The organism is Paractinoplanes aksuensis (genome assembly GCF_024137025.1).
Taxonomy (GTDB): Bacteria; Actinomycetota; Actinomycetes; order Mycobacteriales; family Micromonosporaceae; genus Actinoplanes; species Actinoplanes aksuensis.
In genome coordinates this window covers 52,050-72,855 of record NZ_JAMYJR010000018.1, presented here as the reverse complement: position 1 = coordinate 72,855, position 20,806 = coordinate 52,050, and the positions used below count along the sequence as shown (strand labels likewise).

Genomic DNA, 20,806 nt, shown 5'->3' with positions numbered 1-20,806 from the left:
TGGTGGCCAACGACCACATCGACATCACGGTCGAGCCCGGTGAGGTGCACGCCCTGCTGGGCGAGAACGGCGCCGGCAAGTCGACGCTCATGAACCAGCTCTACGGCCTGCTGCAGCCGGACGAGGGCGAGATCCTGGTCGACGGGGAGCCCAAGGTCTTCCGCAGTCCCCGGGACGCCATCGCGGCCGGCATCGGCATGGTCCACCAGCACTTCATGCTGGTCCCGGTGTTCACCGTGGCCGAGAACATCGCGCTCGGGGCCGAGGAGGTGCGCGGCGGCCCGCTCGGCTGGCTCGACCGCCGCCGCAACAAGCGCGACGTGCTCGAGACGTCGCAGCGCTACGGCCTGCCGGTCGACCCCGACGCCCTGGTCGAGAACCTGCCGGTCGGCGCCCAGCAGCGGGTCGAGATCGTCAAGGCCCTGACCCGCGACGTCGACCTGCTAATCCTCGACGAGCCGACGGCCGTGCTGACCCCGCAAGAGACAGACGAGTTGCTCGCGGTCATGCGGTCGCTGGCCGACACCGGCAAGTCGATCGTCTTCATCACTCACAAGTTGCGCGAGGTCAAGGCCATCGCCGACCGCATCACGGTGATCCGCCGCGGGCGCACCGTGGTCCCATCCAACCACCCCGCCGCCGCCCCTAACCGGACTAAAGGCTCTGTTTCGCCCGACACCCCGACCGACGAACTGGCCGCGCTGATGGTCGGCCGCGACGTCAGCCTCGAGGTCGAGAAGACCCCGGCCGAGCCCGGACGCGAGGTGCTCAAGGTCTCCGGCCTGATCGTCGACGACGACCGCGGGGTGCGGGCCGTCGACCACGTCGACCTGGTCGTCCGCTCCGGTGAGGTGCTGGGCATCGCGGGCGTGCAGGGCAACGGCCAGACCGAGCTGGTCGAGGCGATCATGGGGCTGCGCGAGGCCCGCGCGGGCGCGATCGAGCTCGAGGAGAAGAGCCTGACCGGCCGCACCACCAAGCAGGTGCTGCGGGCGGGTGTCGGCTACGTCCCCGAGGACCGCAGCCTGGACGGCGTGGTCAAGGACTTCACCGTGGCCGAGAACCTGGTGCTCGACCTGTACGACCGGGCGCCGTTCGGCAACAGCTTCGCGCTCAACCCCAAGGCGATCGCCGAGTCGGCGCGGGAGCGGGTGAGTCAGTTCGACATCCGTACGCCGTCATCGCAGTCGACGGTCGGCACGCTCTCCGGTGGCAACCAGCAGAAGGTCGTCGTCGCCCGGGAGATGTCGCGCCCGCTCAAGCTGCTGATCGCCGCCCAGCCGACCCGCGGGGTGGACGTCGGGTCGATCGAGTTCATCCACAACCAGATCATCCACGAGCGGGACGTCGGCACCGCCGTGCTGGTCGTCTCGAGCGAGCTGGACGAGGTGGTCGGCCTGGCCGACCGCATCGCGGTGATGTATCGCGGCCGGATCCTGGCCATCGTCTCCCCGGACATGCCCCGCGAGGAGATCGGACTGCTGATGGCCGGCGTCGTCACGCAAGAAGCAGAGGACACGGAGTGACCACGGAAGCCCCCGAAAAGAAAGAGGAGCAGAAGAAAGAGGAGTCGTTCCTCGGCCTCTTCGTGCACAACCTCTGGTCGGCCAACACCGTCACGGTGACGATCCTGTCGATCTTCCTGGCGCTGCTCATCGGCGCGATCCTGATCGTCGTCTCCGACTCCGCGGTGCTCTCGACGTTCTCGTACTTCACCGCGCGGCCCAGCGACGCGTTGAACGCCAGCTGGGACCTGATCAGCCGGGCCTACGCCGACCTGTTCAAGGGCGCGATCTTCGACCCGGCCGCCGTGCAGGCCTGGTTCAACGGCACCGGCGACTGGAAGACGGCGCTCAACCCGCTGTCCGAGACGCTCACCTACGCCGCTCCGCTGGTCTTCACCGGTCTGTCGGTGGCGCTCGCGTTCCGCGGCGGCCTGTTCAACATCGGCGGTCAGGGCCAGGCGGTAATCGGCTGCCTCACGGCCGGGGTGGCCGGGTTCGCGATCGGTCTGCCGGCCGGGCTGCACCTGGTCGTCGCGCTGGCCGCGGGTCTGATCGGCGGCGCCCTGTGGGGCTTCGTGCCGGGTCTGCTCAAGGCCCGCACCGGCGCCCACGAGGTGATCACCACGATCATGCTCAACTACACGGCCACGCTCTTCCTGGGCTGGCTGATCCTGCAGAGCGGCGTGCAGGACCCCGACCGCACGGACGCGGTCAGCAAGACGATCGAGTCCACGGCCGGGCTGCCGGCCCTGCCCCAGCCGTTGCGCGTGCACCTCGGCATCGTGCTCGCGGTGATCGTCACGGCCGGGGTGGCCTGGCTGGTCAACCGCTCGTCGTTCGGCTTCGAGCTGCGGGCGGTCGGCGCCAACCCGCCGGCGGCCAAGACGGCCGGTATGAGCGTCGGCGGCACGTACATCAAATTGATGGTCGTGGCCGGTGGTCTGGCCGGTCTCGGCGGCGCGGTCCAGGTGCTCGGCACGGCCGACCGGCTGACCGGTCAGGTGGCCGGCAACATCGGTTTCGACGGCCTGCTGGTGGCCCTGCTCGGCCGGAACAAGCCGTGGGGCACGCTGTTCGCGGCGATCCTCTACGGCGGGCTGCGCGCGGGCGGCAACCTGATGCAGGTCGACGTGGGCGTCTCGCTCGAGCTCGTCACCGTGCTCCAGGCCCTCATCGTGATCTTCATCGCGGCCCCGGCCCTGGTCAAAACGATCTTCCAGCTCCGCGATGCGCGCACCGCGCGGCTCGGCGCGTCCATGGCGAAGGGTTGGTGAGCCGCGTGTCGACGGCAACCGTGGAAGACCTGACCGAGGCGACCGCGCCCGACCGGTTCTGGAACCGCCAGCGCCGGCTCGGTGTCGCGCTGGTCCTCATCGGCCTGATCGCCGCCGTGATCTTCGGCTCGCTGGCCGAGTCGGCGACGGCCCGCTTCACCATCAGCGAGGACGCCGAGGGCGCCGCGCTCTCGATCAACGGCCAGTTCGGCGCGATCCTGTTCGGCATCGTGGCCGTCGCCGCCGGTGGCGCGCTGCTGGCCGGCGTGGCCAAGCGCTGGCAGACGCTGCTGCTCTGCCTGGGCATCGTGGCCTTCGTCCTGTCGTTCCTGTGCTGGCAGGTGGCGGGCAAATTCCTGCCCCTGGTCGACACGATCAGCGGCTCGCTCGAACTCGCGCTGCCGCTGATCCTGGGCGCCCTGGCCGGCGTGCTCTGTGAGCGCTCGGGCGTGGTCAACGTGGCCATCGAGGGCCAGTTCCTGATGGGCGCGTTCGGCGCCGCCCTGGTCGGCACGCTGGCTACCAGCGTGTGGGCCGGCCTGATCAGCGCGGTCGTGGGCGGTGTCATCATCGCCTCGCTGCTGGCCGTGCTGGCCATCCGCTTCCTGGTCGACCAGGTGGTCGTCGGCATCGTGCTCAACCTGCTGGCGCTCGGTGTCACCGGCTTCCTGTACGAGCGGCTGATGCAGCCCGACGCGCTGAAGTACAACTCGCCGCCGCGGCTGCCCGAGTGGCGCATCCCCGGCCTGGCCGACATCCCGGTCATCGGACCCGTGCTGTTCGAGAGCAACCTGCTCGTCTGGCTCGCGCTGGCGCTGGTCGTGGTCATCCACCTTGGCCTCACCCGCACCCGCTGGGGCCTGCGGACCCGCGCGGTCGGCGAGCACCCGACGGCGGCCGACACGGTCGGCATCCGGGTGCGCGGCCTGCGCTACATGAACGTGCTGCTCGGCGGCGTTGTCGCCGGGGCCGGTGGGGCGTACTTCACGCTGGTCTCGACCGGGGCGTTCAACAAGAACATGACGGCCGGCGCCGGCTTCATCGCGCTGGCGGCCCTGATCTTCGGGCGCTGGACGCCGTACGGGGCGCTGGGCGCGGCGCTGTTCTTCGGTTTCGCCCAGAAGCTGGCCAACTACCTCAGCGCGGTCGGCAGCCCGGTGCCCAACCAGTTCCTCAACATGCTGCCGTACATCGCCACCATCATCGCGGTGGCCGGTCTGGTCGGCCGGGTGCGGGCGCCCGCGGCCGACGGTGTGCCCTACGTGAAAAGCTAGAAACCATGGAGATCGACTGGGCCGGGCTGCGCGCCGCGGCCACCGAAGCGATGCGGCACGCGTACGCCCCTTACTCCGACTTCCCGGTCGGTGCGGCGGCCCTGGTGGACGACGGCCGGGTGGTCGTCGGGTGCAACGTCGAGAACGCGTCCTACGGCGTCGGCCTGTGCGCGGAGTGCGGACTGGTCAGCCAGCTGCACATGACCGGCGGCGGGCGCCTGGTCGCGTTCTCGTGCGTCGACGCCACCGGCAACCCGCTGATGCCGTGCGGCCGCTGCCGCCAGCTGTTGTGGGAGAACGGCGGCCCCGAGCTGCTGGTCGAGTGGCACACCGGGCCCCTGCGCATGGCCGAGCTGCTGCCGCACGCGTTCGGCCTGGAAGACCTGGAACGGGTCAACGCGGCTTCCACCGCCCCCGAGGTGCCGACCGAGCTGGCCAAATGGCGCGGGCGCGGCACCGTTTTCGTGCATCCTGACCTGGCCGGCGGTGAGACCATCTGGACGGGCTACTGGGAGCGGTCCGGCGGCAGTGCGGACGACGAGAAGGGCGTGCTCGAGGAGGGCCCGAACTTCGGTACGGCGGCCGAGGCGGTGACCTGGGGCCGCGTACGCACCCCGCGCATCGTCGTCGTGGACGCCGAGGGCGGGCTGGCCTGGGCCGGTGACGGGGCCCCGCCCGAGGGCATCCCGGCCGTATGGGAAGAGGACAGCAATGACTGAGTTCGCCGCGGTCGACGTCATCCGGGCCAAGCGGGACGGGCATCCGCTGAGCGACGCCCAGATCGACTGGGTGGTCGACGCGTACACCCGGGGTGTGGTGGCCGACGAGCAGATGTCGGCCCTGGCCATGGCCATCCTGCTGCGCGGCATGACGCCGGCCGAGATCGCCCGCTGGACCGCCGCCATGATCGCCAGCGGGGAGCGGCTCGACCTCTCCGCGATCACCCGGCCCACCGCCGACAAGCACTCCACCGGCGGTGTCGGCGACAAGATCACGCTGCCCCTGACCCCGCTCGTCGCCGCCTGCGGGGTCGCCGTGCCCCAGCTCTCCGGCCGCGGCCTCGGGCACACCGGCGGCACGCTGGACAAGCTCGAGTCGATCCCGGGCTGGCGCGCCTCACTCAGCAACGACGAGTTCAAGCGTCAGCTGGAAGAGGTCGGCGCGGTCATCTGCGCGGCCGGCGACGGCCTGGCCCCGGCCGACCGCAAGCTCTACGCGCTGCGCGACGTCACCGGCACGGTCGAGGCCATCCCGCTGATCGCCAGCTCGATCATGAGCAAGAAGATCGCCGAGGGTACGGGCGCGCTGGTGCTCGACGTCAAGGTCGGCTCGGGCGCCTTCATGAAGGATCTCGAGAACGCCCGCGAGCTGGCCCGCACGATGGTGCGGCTCGGTCAGGACAGCGGGGTCACCACGATCGCCCTGCTGACCGACATGAGCACCCCGCTCGGCCGGGCCGTCGGCAACGCGATCGAGGTCACCGAGTCGGTCGAGGTGCTGGCCGGCGGGGGACCGGCCGACGTGGTCGAGCTGACCCTGGCCCTGGCCCGCGAGATGCTGGCCGCGGCCGGGAGCACGGCCGACCCGGCCCGGGTGCTCGAATCGGGCGCGGCCATGGACACGTGGCGCGCGATGATCCGGGCCCAGGGCGGCGACCCCGAGGCGCCGCTGCCGGTCGCGCGCGAGACCGAGGTGCTGCGGGCGAGCGCGGACGGCGTGGTGAGCAGCGTGGATGCGTACGGCATCGGCCTGGCCGCCTGGCGCCTGGGCGCGGGCCGGGCCCGCAAGGAGGATCCGGTCAGCTTCGGCGCCGGGGTGCTCCTCAAGGTCAAGCCGGGCGACCGGGTGACCACCGGCGACGTTCTGCTCGAGCTGCGGGCCGACGACCCGGCCCGCATCCCGGTGGCCCGCGACACGGCCGCCGAAGCGGTTGTCATCGGTACGGAACCGCCCACTCTTACCAATCTGGTGCTCGACCGCATAGCCTGACGCACCATGCAGAAGGCAGTACCCGACCCGCGCGCCGTCCGGGAGGCCAGCCTCGACGAGGTGGCCCGGCTCGGGCTGCCGCAGCCGCCGCCCGGCTTCCCCCTGGTGTGGGAGCCGGGCGACACGGTCGAGCTGCGCCCCACGGCCGATCTGGAGGCGCGCGCGGCGGTGCTGCACGTGGTGGTGGCCCGCTGTTTCGGCATGCCGACCGAGGCGGCCATGAGCTGGCTGCTCGGGTCGCGCCTGGTCGACCTGGTCACCCCGCCGGAATGGCAGTTCGTGATCGGCGCCAAGGGTGATCACCGGTCGTTCGTGCTGCACCACGACGCGGTGTTCGCGCTGGCCTGGCTGCTGGGGCTGAGCCGGCACCTCGACCCGACGTCGCCGCCCGAGGACCGGATGATGTCCCAGATGCCTGATCTGCCGGCCGGCGAGACATTCGGGCAGTGGCGGTCCCGGTCGCTGATGTCCCCCCGCGATCCCGTCGAGGCGGCCGTGCTGCTCGATCTGCACTACTGCCTGGATTGGGCGTTCCAGCAGGCGCAAGAGATGGGCCGGCCGCTGCCGGGCGAGATCGACGCCAACGCGATCGGCCAGCGCCGGTGGGCCCTGGAATGGGCAATCGTCTTTCATGGGCCGTATCACGACAAACCCCCCGAATGGGAGGAAGTCGATCTTTCGGTCTGAGACGTCAAAAAAGGCAAGATCAAGTTCTATGTCGTAGCGGGGTGGTGGGTTGCAGACCGCAGCTCCCGCCGAGGGTCGCTTCGCTCCACGTGCGTGAGCGGTTGCGCTCAAACCCTTCGATAGGCCGTCAGCAGCACGGAAGCAGTCACCACGGCCGGTGCGGCGTCGATGTCCCGAGCGTGGTGGGCGCTGGGGGTCATGCCGATCAGGGTGCGCGTCTCGGCCGCGCCCAGAGTCAGATCCCGGCGCAGGGGCCGGGCCTCCACCGGCTCGAAGTGCTCACCCAGCGACTCCTGGACGCGGGCCGCCTTGTCCGGGTCGACCTGGATCATGTCGTGGGCGCCCACCAGTTCCCGCAGGTGGTCCGGCTCGGGCGTCACGACCAGCAGCCGGCCGCCCGGGCTCAGGATGCGGTGGAACTCGGGGCCGTTGCGCGGGGCGAAGACGTTGAGGATGACGTCGGCGACGCCGTCGGCGAGGGGCAGCGGACGCCACAGGTCGGTCAGCACCGCCGCCGCGCGGGGGTGGGCGCGGGCGGCCCGGCGCAGCGCCGGCTTGGAGACATCGAGTCCCAGGCCGATCGAGTCGTCATCCAGCACCCGAGCCAGGTAGTGCCCTGTTCCGACGCCGGCGTCGACGACGAAGCCCGAATTCGCCGCGGCGGCGAGCGCGTCGGCGATGAAGTCGTAGTGGCCGGCGGTCAGGAAGGCGTCCCGGTCGGCGATCATCTCGGCGGTGTCGCCGACGTGCGGCATCCGCCCCGCCGTGAGGTCGGCGTAACCCTGCTTGGCCATGTCGAAGCTGTGCCGCAGCGGGCAGCGCAAGGCCCGGTCCACCCGCTCGAGCGGCTGCCGGCAGACCGGGCATCGCAGGTACGGCAATGCTCCGTCGATCATTGGTCCCCTGCCTCTAGGCTCGGCTGATGGCCGCCATCGCTCTCACCGACATCGTTCCGGCGCCCAAGGCGCTGCTGCACGACCACCTCGACGGCGGGCTGCGCCCCGCCACCATCGTGGAACTCGCCGCCGCCGTGGGGCACGAGCTGCCCACGACCGACCCGGCCGCCCTGGGCGAGTGGTTCGTCGCGGCCGCCGACTCCGGCTCGCTCGAACGCTACCTGGAGACGTTCGCCCACACCGTCGCGGTCATGCAGACGGTCGAGGGGCTGCACCGGGTGGCCAAGGAGTGCGCGCTCGACCTGGCCGCCGACGGCGTCGTCTACGCCGAGGTCCGCTACGCGCCCGAGCAGCACCTGGAACGCGGCCTGACACTCGACGAGGTGGTTGACGCGGTCAACGCCGGCTTCGCCGCGGGCGCCGCCGAGGCCGCTGCTCAGGGCACCCCGATCCGGGTCGGCGTGCTGCTGACCGCGATGCGTCACGCGGCTCGCTCGCAAGAGATCGCCGAGCTGTCCGTGCGCTACCGCGACGCCGGCGTGGTCGGCTTCGACATCGCCGGGGCCGAGGCCGGCTTTCCGCCCACCCGCCATCTGGACGCCTTCGAATATCTGCAGCGTGAGAATTTCCACTTCACCATCCACGCGGGTGAGGCCTTCGGGCTGCCGTCGATCTGGCAGGCCATCCAATGGTGCGGCGCCGATCGGCTCGGTCACGGTGTGCGACTGGTCGACGACATCACCGGAACGGTGGCCGGCGGCGACGTCGTGCTGGGCCGGCTGGCTGCGTACGTCCGCGACAAGCGCATCCCGCTCGAACTGTGCCCGTCGTCCAACATCCAGACCGGCGCCGCCCCGTCGATCGCCGAGCACCCGATCGGCCTGCTGCACGATCTGCGGTTCCGGGTGACCGTCAACACCGACAACCGCCTGATGAGCGGGACATCGATGTCCCGTGAGATGGCGCTGCTGTCCGAGGCCTTCGGCTGGGGCTGGGCCGAGCTGCAGTGGCTGACCATCAACGCGATGAAGTCGGCCTTCATCCCGTACGACGAGCGGTTGGCGATCATCAATGACGTGATCAAGCCGGGCTACGCGAAGCTGCTCGGCTAGCGGTATCAAGTTGGTACAGAACGCCCGGAGGCCGCCGACTCTGCCGGTTCGGCGGCTCTGATCGTCCGTTCGGTCAGAATGGTCCCTACAAACATTGCAAAATCGGGCATCTCACCTTGCCGATCGTTCGCGACCGCGCCATCGTCTCTCCTGCTGCGATCCTCTACGATCGGGCGCGTTCGTTCGGTGTAACCCCCACGCCGATCGATCGCTCTGAGTAACGCTGAGAGAGTGACCCCATACATCCCGTGATATTGACCGGCGACGTCCCCGCTCCGGCGGACCAACATTGCGTCACACAACCGGTCCGTGTCCGGCGGCCCTTTCTCTTTGACACTCGTCGTGATGGAATCTCGGGGGCCCGACGCGGCAGTCGGCCGTGTGCGGCGCCCGGCAAGCCGAGTGCCGGGGCCCGAAACAGGAGGACGGTGACGTGAGCAAGCGCCCCAAGACGGCGACCGGCGTCATGTCGCGTCTCCGTCGCCCGGCTGATCGGCTGCGAGACCTGCCGATCTGGTCGAAGCTTGGCTTGATCATGTTGGTGCCTACCCTGGCGACGATCATCGTCGGCGTCAGCGGCCTGGTCGACCACATCGAGGAAGCCAACAACGCGGAGCGTGCGCGCACCCTTTCGGTGCTGTCGGAGGCAGCGGGTGGTCTGGTCGACCACCTCCAGAACGAACGCGCCTACGGCATGATGGTCACGACGATCCGGGACAAGAAGAGTCCTGAGTTCATCAAGGCGAGGGAGTCCTACACCGCCGAGACGGCCGAGGTCGACAAGGCGAAGGTTCCGTACTCCCAGCAGAAGGCTGCGCTCGACGAGATCCCCGAGAACGTCAGCACCCTGCTCCTGCGTCTCGACCGCAACCTGGAAGACCTGCCGGCTCAGCGCAGTCAGGTCGCCAACAACCGCCCCGGCGCCGACGAGGTGGAAGAGAGCTACACCAAGCTCATCGACGACCTGGTCGGCGTGCGTGACGCGGCGGCCCAGCTGGCCAGCGACACCGAGCTGAGCGACCACCTGCGGTCGGTCGCCGCCGTGGCCCAGGCCAAGGAGTTCATCGCCCAGCAGCGCGACGTCGGCCACGAGGTCATCGCGGCCAACCAGCTGACCGAGTCGCTCCGGCGTGAACTGCTGGTCGCCGACACCGGCTTCGAGCTGGCCGGCACGACGGTCCGGTCGGTCGGTTCACCCGCCGACGTGGCCGCTTTCGATGAGATCAACAAATCGACGGCCGGCACGGCCGCCACCAACTACACCGGGCCGCTGCTGAGCCTGCAGGGCGCGAACACCCGCAACATCCCGTTCAACACCGCCAACTGGGAAAAGGCGATGACGGAGTACGGGGCGGAGTTCCGCAAGGTCGAGGTCAAGATGGACGCCGACATCGTGGCGGAGGCGACCGACCTCCGTAACGACGTGAACCGGCGGGTCTTCCTCGAGACCAGCATCCTGCTCGGCATGCTCCTGCTCGCCATCCTCTTCGCCTGGCTGGTCGCCCGGTCGATGGCCCGCTCGCTGCGTGAGCTGCGCCAGGGTGCCCTCTCGGTGGCCCAGTTCGGCCTGCCCCACGCGGTCAGCCGGCTGCGTGACCCGCAGCTGGCCTCATCGCTCACCCCGGCCCAGCTGGCCGACCAGATCGCCGAGCCCCTTCCGGTGCGCAGCCGCGACGAATTCGGTCAGGTGACCGAGGCGTTCAACGCGGTTCACCTCGAGGCGGTGCGCACCGCGGCCGAGCAGGCCGCCCTGCGGGCCTCCGTCGCGACGATGTTCGTCAACCTGGCCCGCCGTTCCCAGATCCTGGTCGACCGGCTCATCGGTCACCTCGACCGGCTGGAACGCGGCGAGGAAGACCCGGACCGTCTGGCCGAGCTGTTCCAGCTCGACCACCTGGCGACCCGAATGCGCCGTAACGACGAAAACCTCCTGGTTCTCGCCGGTGCCGACTCGACCCGCGTCCAGCGCGAGCCGGCCGCCCTGATCGACGTGCTTCGCGCCGCGCAGTCCGAGGTCGAGCACTACACGCGCATCGAGTTCGGCATGATCGACCGGGACATCGAGGTGGCGGCGCACGCCGTCAACGACATGGTCCACCTGGTCGCCGAGCTGTTCGACAACGCCACCGCCTTCTCCCCGCCCAACTCGACGGTCATCGTCGAGGCCCGGCGGCTGGGCGACGGTGCGCTCCTCTCGGTGGAAGACCGCGGCATCGGTATCAGCCGCGAGCAGTTGCGCGAGCTGAACGAGCGGCTCGCCAACCCGCCGATGGTGGACGTGGCCGTCTCCCGCATGATGGGCCTGGTCGTGGTCGCCCGGCTGGCCAACCGGCACGCCGTCAAGGTCGAGCTCCGCCCGGCCGACACCGAGCGGGGCACGGTGGCCGAGGTCGGCCTGCCGCTCTCGGTGCTCACCGCGGGCCAGGGCCAGAACGCGGTGGCCGGTGGCCGTCCCCAGGTCGGCGCCGGCTACGACGAGCAGGGCCGCCCGGGCATGCCCGAGCCGCTCGCGCTCGAAAGCGGCAGCGGCCGTGGTGGCTACCCGACCGGTCGCCCGTTCGACCCCAACCCGCCGATGAACACCGGCGGCATGCTGGGCACCAACGGGCACTCGGTGCCGGCATGGTCCGACCTCACCGGCGCCCCGAGCAACGGCTTCGGCTCCAACGGCTCGCTCAACGGCACCAACGGGAACGGCAACGGAAACGGCAGCAACGGCTTCTACGGCCCGCGCAGCAACGAGGCCATCCCGCCGCTGCCCTCCGGCCCCACCGGTCAGCCGTCGTCGCCCCAGGGCTTCGCCGGTCCCGACGGGTTGCCCCGCCGCAACGGCGATTCGTTCCGCCCCGACGGTGACACCTCCGGCTTCGGCGCCACGATCCCGCGTCAGCTCCCGGCCAACCCCGAGACCCAGGGCCGCACCCCGTTCGTCCCGCCCGTCTCGGCTCCGCCGCTGCCGCCGGTCTCCGCTCCGCCGGTGCCCTCGGCCCCGCCGTACGGTGGTCGCCCCATCTCGTCGCCGCCCGGGTCGGAACCGCCGGTCTCGGCGCCGCCCACGGCCGCCGCACCGCCGGCCTGGCCGCCGGTCGCCCCCGAGCGCGAGAACCCCGCTCCGCACGTGCCGGAAAGCCTCGCGGCCGCGCTCGACATGACCGCCGAGCTCCCGCGTTACCGGCCGGAGCAGCGGGGTGACCAGCGCCCGCAGGTCGAGCGTCCGACCAACCCGCAGACCGCGCCGATCCCGTCCTCCGCCCCGCCGGCCTCGCCGGTCTCCGCGGCACCCACCTCGGGCCTGCCGTCGGAGTCGCAGCGGGCGGCCGCGGCGGCCAAGGCGGCTCACGAGGCCGCGACCGCGCAGGCAGCCGAGGCTCAGGCCACGGCGGCCGCGCAGATCGCCGCCGCGCAGGCCGCGGCCCGCCAGCGGGACAACGGCCAGGGCCAGTTCGCCGACGAGACGATGGAGCTGCCGATCTTCCGGGAGCTCGAGTCGGCCTGGTTCACCACCGGCCGTCCGGCTGAGACCAAGCCGTCGACCAACGGACTCGACGAGCCGGTCAGCTCGCAGCGGATCCCCACCGGGGAGCCGTCGCGAACGGTCGGTGTGCCGCAGCAGGCCGTCTCGCCCGAGTCGCGTGACCGAGACCCGGCTACTGTTGGTGTCGGTGCCTCCAACGGCGCCGTTGCGAACGGCTCCAGCGCGAACGGCAGCGTGGCCACGAACCCGTGGCAGACCGCGGCCGACACGGGCTGGCAGGCCGCTCAGGCGGCGTCCGAGGTGGCGGTCGAATCCACGACCACGGCGGGTCTGCCCAAGCGCACTCCGATGGCGCAGCTCGTCCCCGGTGGTGTTGACCGGAACGACACGTCCGTTCAGCGTCGTACCCCCGAAGGTGTCCGCGGTCTGCTGTCCGCCTACCACCGGGGTGTGCAGCGCGGTCGCACCAAAGAATCGACCAACCCGGAGGAGACTCCGGGAGGGCAGCAGTCCTCGCAGGCTGGCAAGGAGCATGAGGCATGACATCTACGCAGGATCTCGGTTGGCTGCTGGCCAACTTCGCCGACCGCGTTCCCGGCGTCGCACATGCGATCGCGGTCTCCGCTGACGGTCTGCTCCTGGCGGCGTCGCGAGACCTCCCCCGGGACCGCGCCGATCAGCTGGCGGCCATCGCTTCCGGCCTGGTGAGCCTTACTCAGGGCGCCGCGCGGTGCTTCGAGGGTGGCGCCGTGCTGCAGACGGTGGTCGAGATGGACAACGGGTTCCTCTTCCTGATGTCCATCTCGGACGGTTCGTCCTTCGCGGTTCTGGCTGCGCGCAGCTGCGACGTCGGACAGGTCGGCTACGAAATGGCCCTCCTGGTCGACCGGGTCGGCGAGGCGCTCACTCCGGCTCCGCGTTCCGCGGCCGGCGTTCTCGGCTGAGTGAGTCCTCGGCTGAACGGGCAGCCGGCTGGTTACTTCGGCCGCTGTTCAAAAAGTTGACAACAAGAGACACTTCTAGGGTCCGAGGAAGGGGTGAGCGGTGACGATGCCCGAACGCGATGAGCCGACCGGCGCGCTGGTCAGGCCGTACGCCGTGACCCGTGGTCGGACCCGACCAAAACTTGAGATAGCGCTGGAAGCGCTGGTCGAGACAACCGTTCGCGGCCGATCTGGCATGATGCGCGGCGGACAGGGTGGAAGCGAGCATCAGTACATCGCGGAGATGTGCGACGGCGGCCGAGTTCAGTCGCTGGCGGAAATCGCCGCACGCATGCAACTGCCGCTCGGTGTGGCTCGAGTGATCGTCGCCGACATGGCCTCTGATGGCCTTGTCGCGGTGTACGAGCCCACCTCGCTGGACGACGAGACCGACGCGGTAGGCACGGAACTGCTGGAAAGGGTGCTGAGTGGACTTCGCAGGCTCTGACATGTCGCACCGTCCCTCTGCGGGGCGCGTGACGTCGGCGAAGATTGTTATCGCCGGCGGGTTCGGCGTCGGTAAGACGACGCTGGTCGGGTCGGTCTCGGAGATCACCCCGCTGACCACCGAGGCCATCATGACCTCGGCGGGTGTGGGTGTCGACGACAACCGGCAGGTTCCGGGGAAGATGACGACCACCGTCGCCATGGACTTCGGCCGGATCAGTATCGATCGCGACCTGATCCTGTATCTGTTCGGAACACCGGGCCAGACGCGTTTCTGGTTCATGTGGGACGAGCTGGTGCGGGGCGCGATCGGTGCCGTCGTGATGGTGGACACTCGGCGTCTCGCCGACTGTTTCGCCGCGATCGACTTCTTCGAGCACCGTCGCCTTCCCTACCTGATCGCGATCAACTGCTTCGACGGGATGCAGTATCACAACGCGCAGGACGTTCGGGACGCTCTGGCGATCTCGAGCGACGTGCCCGTGGTGAGCTGCGACGCGCGTAACCGTGAGTCGACGAAGAACGTCCTCATCTCGCTGGTCGAGTATGTGCTGACGATGCGTCGTACTCGCGCCGTAGCGCCCGCCTGACAGTCCGTCGAAACCCCGCTCCGCTAGGCCGGAGCGGGGTTTCGTCGTGTCTCCAGCCGATTATTCGGTTGTGGACGGCCGGCCGGGGTGGGCAGGATCGCTCGCCATGCGTGCCTTTCTGACCGTCGACGACGTAACGGGCCTGGTGGCCGAGCAACTGGGCCGGGGCCGGCGGGTGACGCATCTCGAGCGGCTCACCGGCGGCACCAAGAAGGGCGTCTACCGGATCCGGCTCGACGACGACAGCTCGGTGGTCCTCTACGTGTGGGCCGCGGCCGAGGACTACTGGCCGCCCTCGGTGACCGTGCCCGACGATCCGTTCACCGATGCCTCCGGGGCTCACCTGTTCCTCACCAACCAGGCGCTGCTGGCCGGGGCCGGGGTGCGGGTGCCCGAGGTGTTGTTCGCCGACGGCGACCGGGTGCTCGTCGAGGACGTGGGCAGCGAGACGCTGGAAGCGCGGATGGAGTACGACCGCGCGCCGCTGCGCGAGCTCGGGCGGACACTGCGGCGGATGCACACCACCCTCGGGCCCGAGTGGGGGCGGCCGGCCTCGTTGAACCCGCAGGCCCGTACGCCGGAAGAGGTTGTTCTGGACCGGGCCCTGGCCCACCTGAGGGCCGTGGTCGGGCAGGACGAGCGGATGGCGGCGGCCGGCCCGCGGATCGAGGACCACCTGCGCGGGTTGCGCGGTCGGGTCGAGGCGCGCCGGGAGTACGTGCTGGTCCACGGGGAGCTGGGGCCCGACCACGTGTTCATGTCGGCCGCGGGGGAGCCGGTGATGATCGACATCGAGGGAGTCACGTATTTCGACGTCGAGTGGGAGCACGCGTTCCTGCAGTTGCGCTTCCAGGAGGCGTACGCGGAACTGGGGCCCGTCGATCTTGACCCGGCGCGGCTCGAGCTCTACCGGGTCGCTCAGGTGATTGCCCTGATCGAGGGGCCGCTGCGGATCGCCGGCACCGATTTCCCCAACCGGCAGTGGATGCTCGACCTGGCCGAGTGGAACATCCAGAAGGCGTTGGCCCTAGGCGAGTAGCGGAAGCTTGCCGATCAGCTTGTCAACCGGGTTGCGCGGGCCGACGAGGCTGACCGCGTAGTAGTCGAGGCCCTCGGCCGCGGTGCCGGCCACGGACGACAGGTACTCGGTGTAGACGCGCGTCTGCTGGGCGGCGGCCGGCATGTCGGCCACAAAGAAGTCGGGCCGGGCGGCCGCCTTGGCCCGGATCGTGCGCAGGGTGGTGGCATCGGCCGAGAGCACCGTGCAGCCGGCCCAGGGCAGACCCGGGTGCGCGTTGCCGTCCGCGTCCATAGCGTCGTCGCCCAGCAGCCCGGACACTGCCTGCGAGGTGGCGGCGGCAGTGCAGATCGCGGCATTGGTGGCGCGGCCGGCGGGCAGGTCGGCGTCGACCACGACCACCCACTTGAGCCGGGCCGCGCGGGTCGGCGCGCTCGGATCGATCTCGGTCGGCGCAAATCCCACCATGGTGGTTCCTCTCCGTACGTAAAGGCAGCTTACGACCGGAATGCTAGGCACCTGTTAGGTTCGACGGCAACAGATCCGTACTTGTATCGGAATGAGGGCCGAATCGGTGGACCTGGACGAACTTGATACGGCGATCCTGCGGGAACTCCAGTTGGATGCACGGAAGACCAACCGCGAGGTGGCCGCGGCCGTCGGTGTCTCCCCGACCACAGCCCTCGACCGCACCCGGGCGCTGCGTCGCCGCGGCGTGATCCGCGGGGCGATCCTCGACGTCGACCTCAAGGCCGTCGGCCGGCCGGTGCAGGCGCTCATCGCCATCCGGATCCGGCCGCCGTCCCGCCGCAACATCGAGGCGTTCCGCGAGTGGGTCTCCACCCTGCCCGACACGCTCGGGCTCTACGTGACGACCGGCACCGACGACTTCATCGTGCACGTGGCCGTCCCCGACAACGACAGCCTGTACGAGTTCGTCATCGACCGGCTGACCCAGCGCCCCGAGGTGGCCGACGTCCGGACGTCGATCGTGTACGAGCACATTCGCAACAACCGGGTGAGGATGGGCTCATGACGAAGCTCGACGGAAAGCAGATCGCGGCCGAGCAGCTGGACGGCTGGACCTACCTGCCCGGCGGCCTGTTCACCCGGATCGAGACCAAGGACTTCGCCGCGGGCCTGGCCCTGGTCAACGCCATCGGCGACGTGGCCGAGCAGATGAACCATCACCCCGACCTGACCCTGCGCTACACCGCGGTCGACGTCCGCCTGACCAGCCATGACGCCGGCGGCGTGACATCGCGGGACGTGCGCCTGGCCCGGGCCGTCGCGTCGGTCGCCTCGGCGCTCGGACTACGCGGCTCGGCCGTCGACGTGTCCCGGATCGAGTGGGCCCTGGACAGCCCGGCACGGGGCGGGGTGATCCCGTTCTGGGCGGCGATCCTGCGGATGACGCCGGACGACGTCGACGTCACCGACCCGGCCGGTCTGCAGCCCGCACTATGGTTTCAGCAGTCCGGCGACGAGGAGCCGCGCCAGCGCTGGCACCCCGACGTCTGGATCGACCCGGCCCAGGTCCAGCCCCGCATCGACGCCGCCCTGGCCGCCGGCGGCACCCTGGTCAGCGACGCGGAGGCGCCGTCGTTCTGGGTGCTGGCCGATCCGGAGGGCAACCGGGTCTGCCTCTGCACATGGCAGGACCGCACCCACCCGCTCTGACCACACAGTCAGACCGGTCTGTCTGCCAGTTCCAGCTCGCCCAGCAGGGTGCGGAGCTGCTCCAGAGCCCGCGGATCGTGGCGGCGGCCCGCGGTGTCGACCACCTCGGTCACGCCGGCCAGCAGCCGGGTCGCGGTGTCGACGTCGCCCAACTGGGCCAGGGCCTGCGCGGCCAGCCAGTCGCAGTAGGGCCCGGACGCTCCGGCCGCGCGCATCTGCCCGACCAGAGTGAGACAGACGTCGTCCAGGCCGGCTGCCAGCACCAGCCGAGCCAGGAAGTCGGTGCCGCGCAGCCACTCCGGCGTACCCGGAAAGAGCTCCCGCAACATCTCCAGCGTGTCGACCGCCTCCTGCCGCCGCCCCGCCCCGATCAGGCTGCGACCGAGGTCAAGCAGGGTGCGGGCGATCAGGGGCCGGTCGTCGCCCGCCTCCTGTAGGGTCCGGCGGGCCAGCTCGGCGTTGCGCAGCGCCTTGGCCGTACGCACATCGGCCCGGGCATAACCCTCGTGCGCCAGCACGATGGCGTCCCGCGGCGCCGCGACGACGACGGGCGCCGCCCCGACCAGCCGCTCATGCACCCGGCCCGCCCAGCGCACCCGCTCTTTCCGGAACAGGTGGGCCGCGGTGTTCGTGTACGGCAACTCGTCGTGCGCGTTGTCCACCTCGACCTCAACGACGTCGGCCGCGCTGCCCTCCAGAAAGGCCCGCAGTCGCCGAGGGTCCCCGGTGTACCGCTGATCGGCGTCCACACTCAGCACCCAGAGAGCACTCCACCCCGCCAGAGCCTCGTTGCGGGCCGCAGCGAAGTCATCGGCCCACCGGCCCAGAGTGACGGCCGCGCCAAGCTCTGAGGCGATCTGAGGCGTTCCGTCACTCGACCCGGTGTCATGGACATGCACCTCGTCGACCACCCCGGCCAGCGACTCGAGACACCCGGCGATCTCGTCCGCCTCGTCGCGCACGATCAGACAGGCGGCCAGAAACGAAATGCTCACAAGTGCCTGTTCGGCTCTGTGGTCCCAGAGCTGAACCCTGATTCGGTCCCCAGGTGCGGGTAGTGAGCCAGGCGCATAGAACAAGCGCAGGCCTCATGCGCCGAACCACTTCGCCGCAACAGCCCACCAAGATCGTTGGCCCGTCCGAGCCCACCCACCCAGGGGGACGCCCCCGCAGCCATTATCGCGTGGCTGGCGAGGACGGGTGGGCCGGCCGGGGCCTGCCTGTGGATTACGCGGGATTGTGGAAAAGTCCAGCGACCCCATCAAGCTCCACCTTCTCCGAGAAGATGAAGACCGCGCCGGCCGGAACCTTTGCAGGTGCCGGCTCCGGCGAGACCAGCACACAGCGCTCGGGCCCGGCTTCATGGGCGGAGCGGCCGGACCGAACGGGTGACGCGCGTCCAGCGGAAGCCGTGACCCGCGTTGTTGTCGCTGTTGCGGAAATCGTCGGTGCCCTCGCGGTCGCAGGTGAAGTCCAAGCCGCCGGTGGCCAAGGGCCACGTCGTGGCGAGGTCGTCGAAGACTCGTCGTGAACAGCATTCGGCCCGGTTGTTCCGCGTGCAGCGGGCAACCGGGCCGAGGATGCTTCAGGGACTAGCGGGAGCCGTAGCCCGCGTTGTTGTTGCTGTTGCGGAAATCGTCGGCGCCCTCGCGGTCGCGGGTGAAGTCCCAGCCGCCGGCGGCCTCGCGGCCCGGGCGGCCGCCCATGGCGAAGCCGCCGATTTCCTGGCCGCGCCGCCAGCCCCGGAAGTAGCCCGTGGTGTGGGCGGCGATGCTGGCCGCGTCGCGGACGATGCGCAGGGGGCGCTCGTCGCGCAGTGGGGAGCCGGGCACCAGGTTGGCCTGGGGCACGCGCTTGGGCAGACCGGCTGCCGTCTCGGCCGCCACCGCGGGTGTCGACGCCTTTTCGGCGGCGCGCCAGCCGGTGTCGTTCGGGTTGGTCCAGTCGAGCTTGTCGGGCTGCTCGCTGTGGCCGGTGAACCAGGCCGAGCGGGCCGCCGCGAAGATCAGCAGGTCGGTGTCGTTGCTGTCGGCGGGCACCGGGGGCGTGGTGCTGCGGTCGAGCGCCGTCAGCTTCGTCGTCGTCTGGCCCGGGCTGCGGCGGCCGTTGCGGCTGTCGACCAGGCGCAGTGGCGGCGGCTCGGCGGTGACCGGCGCCATGTCGGTGACGGTCGTGTCGAGGCTGTTGGCCAGCTGGGGCTCGACCAGGCGCAGGGCCGGCGGCTCCTTGGGCATGTCCTGCCAGGGCGGGCGGACCCGGCCGTCGGCGGGCGGGGCGCTCGTCGAGGCGGCGGGCGTGGTCGCCGAGTCGTCGCTGCTGCTGTTAAGTAGCGGCCAGTTGGCGCGCGAGCCGGGCTCGGCGGGCTCCTGGCCGGGGCGCTGCGTGGGCATGGGCAGCGAGTAGTCGGTGGCGTCGGCCGCGGGGGCCGAGGGCCGGGTCGTCGGGCGCGGCGGTATGACCGTGCGCTGACGCTCGGCGCGGACGCTGTTGATCGCCGCGTTGGTCAGGGTGGCCCGGAACGGCTGGCCGGTGTCGGCCGGCGTGCTGCCGTTGGGCGCGCCGGAGGACGGCGCGGCCGCGGCCGGGGACACCGACGCCGCCGGGAACACCGTGCCGGTCGGCGGGACCGGGGTGCGGGCGCCGGCCGCCGGGCGCGAACCCGGGGTGATCGGCGTCATGCCCGGCGGGGGCGGCGGCACCGAGACGGGCCGGTTGCCCGGGGCGGGCGTGCGATTGGGGAACAGCGCGGCGGGCGCGGCCGGCGGCTGCGAGACCGGCCGGGGGGCCAGCGGCGGCGGCATGACCGGGCTGGGCGCGACCGGTGGCGTGGTGAGCGGCTGCGGCGTGATCGGGCCGGTGCCGGTGGCAGCGGGCTCGGGGCGGGTGCGCCGGCTGAAGCCGGGCACGGACTGCAGCGGAGCGGCCTCGGCGCGGCGGTTGCGGCGGCCCGCCTCGGCGGCGCCGGCCCGGGCGGCGAGCGTGCCGACCAGCGACGCGCAGGCGGCGTCGCAGGCGCGGACCGAGGCCACCGCCTGGCGCACCGTTTCGCCGGCCGCGGGGGCCAGCGACTTGTTGACCCCGCCGCGGCGGGGCGACTCGCTGATCGCGACCTGGAGCGCGGTGACAGCGGCGATGATCTCGTCTTCGGAGCCGGCGCCGGCCCGGGTGAGCTCGACCGCGACCTGCTCGGCGATCTGCGACGGCTCGCCCTGCGACGTGAGACGGCCCGGCTCGGGCAGCGCGTCGAGCACGGACAGCGCGAGCGGGTGCGACGGGTCGGGGTAGGCGCGCAGCGCGGCCGGGTAGAGCTCGCGCAGCACCTCGCGCAGCGCGATGGCGGCCGCGTGCCGCCCGCTGAGCAGGGCGACGTGGGCGGCCAGGACCGGCTTGTAACTGACCAGTTCGCGCGGCACCGGCAGGGCGCCGGCGACCAGGGCGCCCGCCTGGAGCGCGCGGGCCAGGCCGACGGCCCGGCGGGCCGCGGGCGGGGCCTGCATCTCTTCGACGGAGTCGTCGTCGGCGAACCGCTCGGCGAAGTCGTCGGCGGTGTCGTCGTCGGCCACGACCAGCGGCCGGCCGGCCGCCGTGAGCAGGGAGGTGACCAGGTGGTCGTCGCTGTCGGCGGCGACCGCGGCGTCGGTGAATCCACTCGTCCGTTCCACGAGCAGCGCGCCGAGCTCGGCGTAACCGCCGGGATCGTCGCCTATCTCGTGAACGCCGAGCAGTCGTCCTGCGTCATCCACGACGGCGATGGTCAGCTGTGTGGCCGAGGCCCCACGCACCGCTTCATCCGCCGACGCCAGACCGCAGTACACGCGCACGAGCGCCACGGCGTCGTCCTCCTCCCCGAGGCAGCTGTATGGCCAAGAGATGATG

At 70.9% G+C, this 20,806-nt stretch carries 18 protein-coding genes; 14 read left to right on the top strand and 4 right to left on the bottom strand.

The features are described 5' to 3' along the window. Positions 1-2 precede the first annotated feature (2 nt). The 6 genes from M1L60_RS17785 to M1L60_RS17760 are packed head-to-tail and all read left to right on the top strand — an operon-like array spanning position 3 to position 6,729. Positions 3-1,526, top strand: a complete 1,524-nt coding sequence (locus M1L60_RS17785) for an ABC transporter ATP-binding protein (protein ID WP_308208503.1) — start codon at positions 3-5, stop codon at positions 1,524-1,526. Continuing rightward, positions 1,523-2,779: an ABC transporter permease gene (locus tag M1L60_RS17780; protein WP_253238547.1), complete on the top strand. Its 1,257-nt coding sequence runs from the start codon at positions 1,523-1,525 to the stop codon at positions 2,777-2,779. Before M1L60_RS17785 ends, M1L60_RS17780 begins: the two co-directional genes overlap by 4 nt. Before the next feature lie 5 nt (positions 2,780-2,784). Then, positions 2,785-4,053: an ABC transporter permease gene (locus tag M1L60_RS17775; RefSeq protein ID WP_253238546.1), complete on the top strand. Its 1,269-nt coding sequence runs from the start codon at positions 2,785-2,787 to the stop codon at positions 4,051-4,053. A gap of 5 nt (positions 4,054-4,058) precedes the next feature. Beyond that, positions 4,059-4,772: a cytidine deaminase gene (locus M1L60_RS17770; protein ID WP_253238545.1), complete on the top strand. Its 714-nt coding sequence runs from the start codon at positions 4,059-4,061 to the stop codon at positions 4,770-4,772. After that, entirely contained in the window at positions 4,765-6,042 is a 1,278-nt protein-coding gene (locus M1L60_RS17765; RefSeq protein WP_253238544.1) for a thymidine phosphorylase, read from the top strand. The genes M1L60_RS17770 and M1L60_RS17765 overlap by 8 nt, the downstream gene beginning before the upstream one ends. Before the next feature lie 6 nt (positions 6,043-6,048). Beyond that, positions 6,049-6,729, top strand: a complete 681-nt coding sequence (locus tag M1L60_RS17760) for a DUF4272 domain-containing protein (RefSeq protein ID WP_253238543.1) — start codon at positions 6,049-6,051, stop codon at positions 6,727-6,729. A 107-nt stretch (positions 6,730-6,836) separates the two neighbouring features. On the opposite strand, the gene M1L60_RS17755 is transcribed toward M1L60_RS17760, so the two are convergent. Next, positions 6,837-7,625, bottom strand: coding sequence for a putative RNA methyltransferase (locus M1L60_RS17755; protein WP_253238542.1), 789 nt, complete (start codon positions 7,623-7,625; stop codon positions 6,837-6,839). Positions 7,626-7,651: 26 nt separating this feature from the next. Here M1L60_RS17755 and M1L60_RS17750 point away from each other — a divergent pair, with 26 nt between their 5' ends. The 6 genes from M1L60_RS17750 to M1L60_RS17725 all read left to right on the top strand — a co-directional run bounded on the left by M1L60_RS17750 (position 7,652) and on the right by M1L60_RS17725 (position 15,271). Beyond that, on the top strand, positions 7,652-8,737 hold the full coding sequence (locus M1L60_RS17750; RefSeq protein ID WP_253238541.1) for an adenosine deaminase: 1,086 nt from the start codon (positions 7,652-7,654) through the stop codon (positions 8,735-8,737). A gap of 433 nt (positions 8,738-9,170) precedes the next feature. Next, a complete protein-coding gene (locus M1L60_RS17745) occupies positions 9,171-12,755 on the top strand; it encodes a sensor histidine kinase (protein ID WP_253238540.1) in 3,585 nt (1,194 codons plus the stop codon). Beyond that, positions 12,752-13,156, top strand: a complete 405-nt coding sequence (locus M1L60_RS17740; RefSeq protein WP_014447580.1) for a roadblock/LC7 domain-containing protein — start codon at positions 12,752-12,754, stop codon at positions 13,154-13,156. Before M1L60_RS17745 ends, M1L60_RS17740 begins: the two co-directional genes overlap by 4 nt. 106 nt (positions 13,157-13,262) lie before the next feature. After that, positions 13,263-13,643, top strand: a complete 381-nt coding sequence (locus M1L60_RS17735) for a DUF742 domain-containing protein (protein WP_127499324.1) — start codon at positions 13,263-13,265, stop codon at positions 13,641-13,643. A gap of 1 nt (position 13,644) precedes the next feature. Continuing rightward, a complete protein-coding gene (locus tag M1L60_RS17730; protein ID WP_250028343.1) occupies positions 13,645-14,232 on the top strand; it encodes a GTP-binding protein in 588 nt (195 codons plus the stop codon). Between the two features lie 106 nt (positions 14,233-14,338). Next, positions 14,339-15,271, top strand: coding sequence for a protein kinase family protein (locus M1L60_RS17725; RefSeq protein ID WP_253238539.1), 933 nt, complete (start codon positions 14,339-14,341; stop codon positions 15,269-15,271). Here the strand turns inward: M1L60_RS17725 and M1L60_RS17720 are convergent. Continuing rightward, the gene (locus tag M1L60_RS17720) at positions 15,260-15,718 is read right to left on the bottom strand and encodes a DUF2000 domain-containing protein (RefSeq protein WP_253238538.1); all 459 of its coding nucleotides are present in this window, start codon (positions 15,716-15,718) and stop codon (positions 15,260-15,262) included. The two genes, M1L60_RS17725 and M1L60_RS17720, sit on opposite strands and share 12 nt — an antisense overlap. A gap of 91 nt (positions 15,719-15,809) precedes the next feature. On the opposite strand from M1L60_RS17720, the gene M1L60_RS17715 reads away from it, so the two are divergent. Together M1L60_RS17715 and M1L60_RS17710 are read left to right on the top strand one after the other, a co-directional pair. Continuing rightward, positions 15,810-16,286, top strand: coding sequence for an Lrp/AsnC family transcriptional regulator (locus M1L60_RS17715; RefSeq protein ID WP_251803743.1), 477 nt, complete (start codon positions 15,810-15,812; stop codon positions 16,284-16,286). Next, a complete protein-coding gene (locus tag M1L60_RS17710) occupies positions 16,283-16,930 on the top strand; it encodes a 4a-hydroxytetrahydrobiopterin dehydratase (RefSeq protein ID WP_253238537.1) in 648 nt (215 codons plus the stop codon). The genes M1L60_RS17715 and M1L60_RS17710 overlap by 4 nt, the downstream gene beginning before the upstream one ends. A gap of 8 nt (positions 16,931-16,938) precedes the next feature. Here M1L60_RS17710 and M1L60_RS17705 read toward each other — a convergent pair whose 3' ends face one another. After that, on the bottom strand, positions 16,939-17,925 hold the full coding sequence (locus M1L60_RS17705; protein WP_253238536.1) for a glycosyltransferase family 2 protein: 987 nt from the start codon (positions 17,923-17,925) through the stop codon (positions 16,939-16,941). Between the two features lie 597 nt (positions 17,926-18,522). Continuing rightward, positions 18,523-20,802 carry a transposase gene (locus M1L60_RS17700; RefSeq protein ID WP_253238677.1) on the bottom strand — a complete coding sequence of 760 codons (2,280 nt, stop codon included), beginning with the start codon at positions 20,800-20,802 and terminating at the stop codon, positions 18,523-18,525. Positions 20,803-20,806 lie beyond the last annotated feature (4 nt).

Bases quoted from the DNA above. Each gene is read 5' to 3' on its own strand.
- M1L60_RS17725 (WP_253238539.1), top strand. From the start codon at position 14,339: ATGCGTGCCTTTCTGACCGTCGACGACGTAACGGGCCTGGTGGCCGAG.
- M1L60_RS17770 (WP_253238545.1), top strand. From the start codon at position 4,059: ATGGAGATCGACTGGGCCGGGCTGCGCGCCGCGGCCACCGAAGCGATG.
- M1L60_RS17740 (WP_014447580.1), top strand. From the start codon at position 12,752: ATGACATCTACGCAGGATCTCGGTTGGCTGCTGGCCAACTTCGCCGAC.
- M1L60_RS17735 (WP_127499324.1), top strand. From the start codon at position 13,263: ATGCCCGAACGCGATGAGCCGACCGGCGCGCTGGTCAGGCCGTACGCC.
- M1L60_RS17750 (WP_253238541.1), top strand. From the start codon at position 7,652: ATGGCCGCCATCGCTCTCACCGACATCGTTCCGGCGCCCAAGGCGCTG.
- M1L60_RS17720 (WP_253238538.1), bottom strand. From the start codon at position 15,718: ATGGTGGGATTTGCGCCGACCGAGATCGATCCGAGCGCGCCGACCCGC.
- M1L60_RS17760 (WP_253238543.1), top strand. From the start codon at position 6,049: ATGCAGAAGGCAGTACCCGACCCGCGCGCCGTCCGGGAGGCCAGCCTC.
- M1L60_RS17730 (WP_250028343.1), top strand. From the start codon at position 13,645: ATGTCGCACCGTCCCTCTGCGGGGCGCGTGACGTCGGCGAAGATTGTT.
- M1L60_RS17765 (WP_253238544.1), top strand. From the start codon at position 4,765: ATGACTGAGTTCGCCGCGGTCGACGTCATCCGGGCCAAGCGGGACGGG.
- M1L60_RS17710 (WP_253238537.1), top strand. From the start codon at position 16,283: ATGACGAAGCTCGACGGAAAGCAGATCGCGGCCGAGCAGCTGGACGGC.
- M1L60_RS17715 (WP_251803743.1), top strand. From the start codon at position 15,810: ATGAGGGCCGAATCGGTGGACCTGGACGAACTTGATACGGCGATCCTG.
- M1L60_RS17755 (WP_253238542.1), bottom strand. From the start codon at position 7,625: ATGATCGACGGAGCATTGCCGTACCTGCGATGCCCGGTCTGCCGGCAG.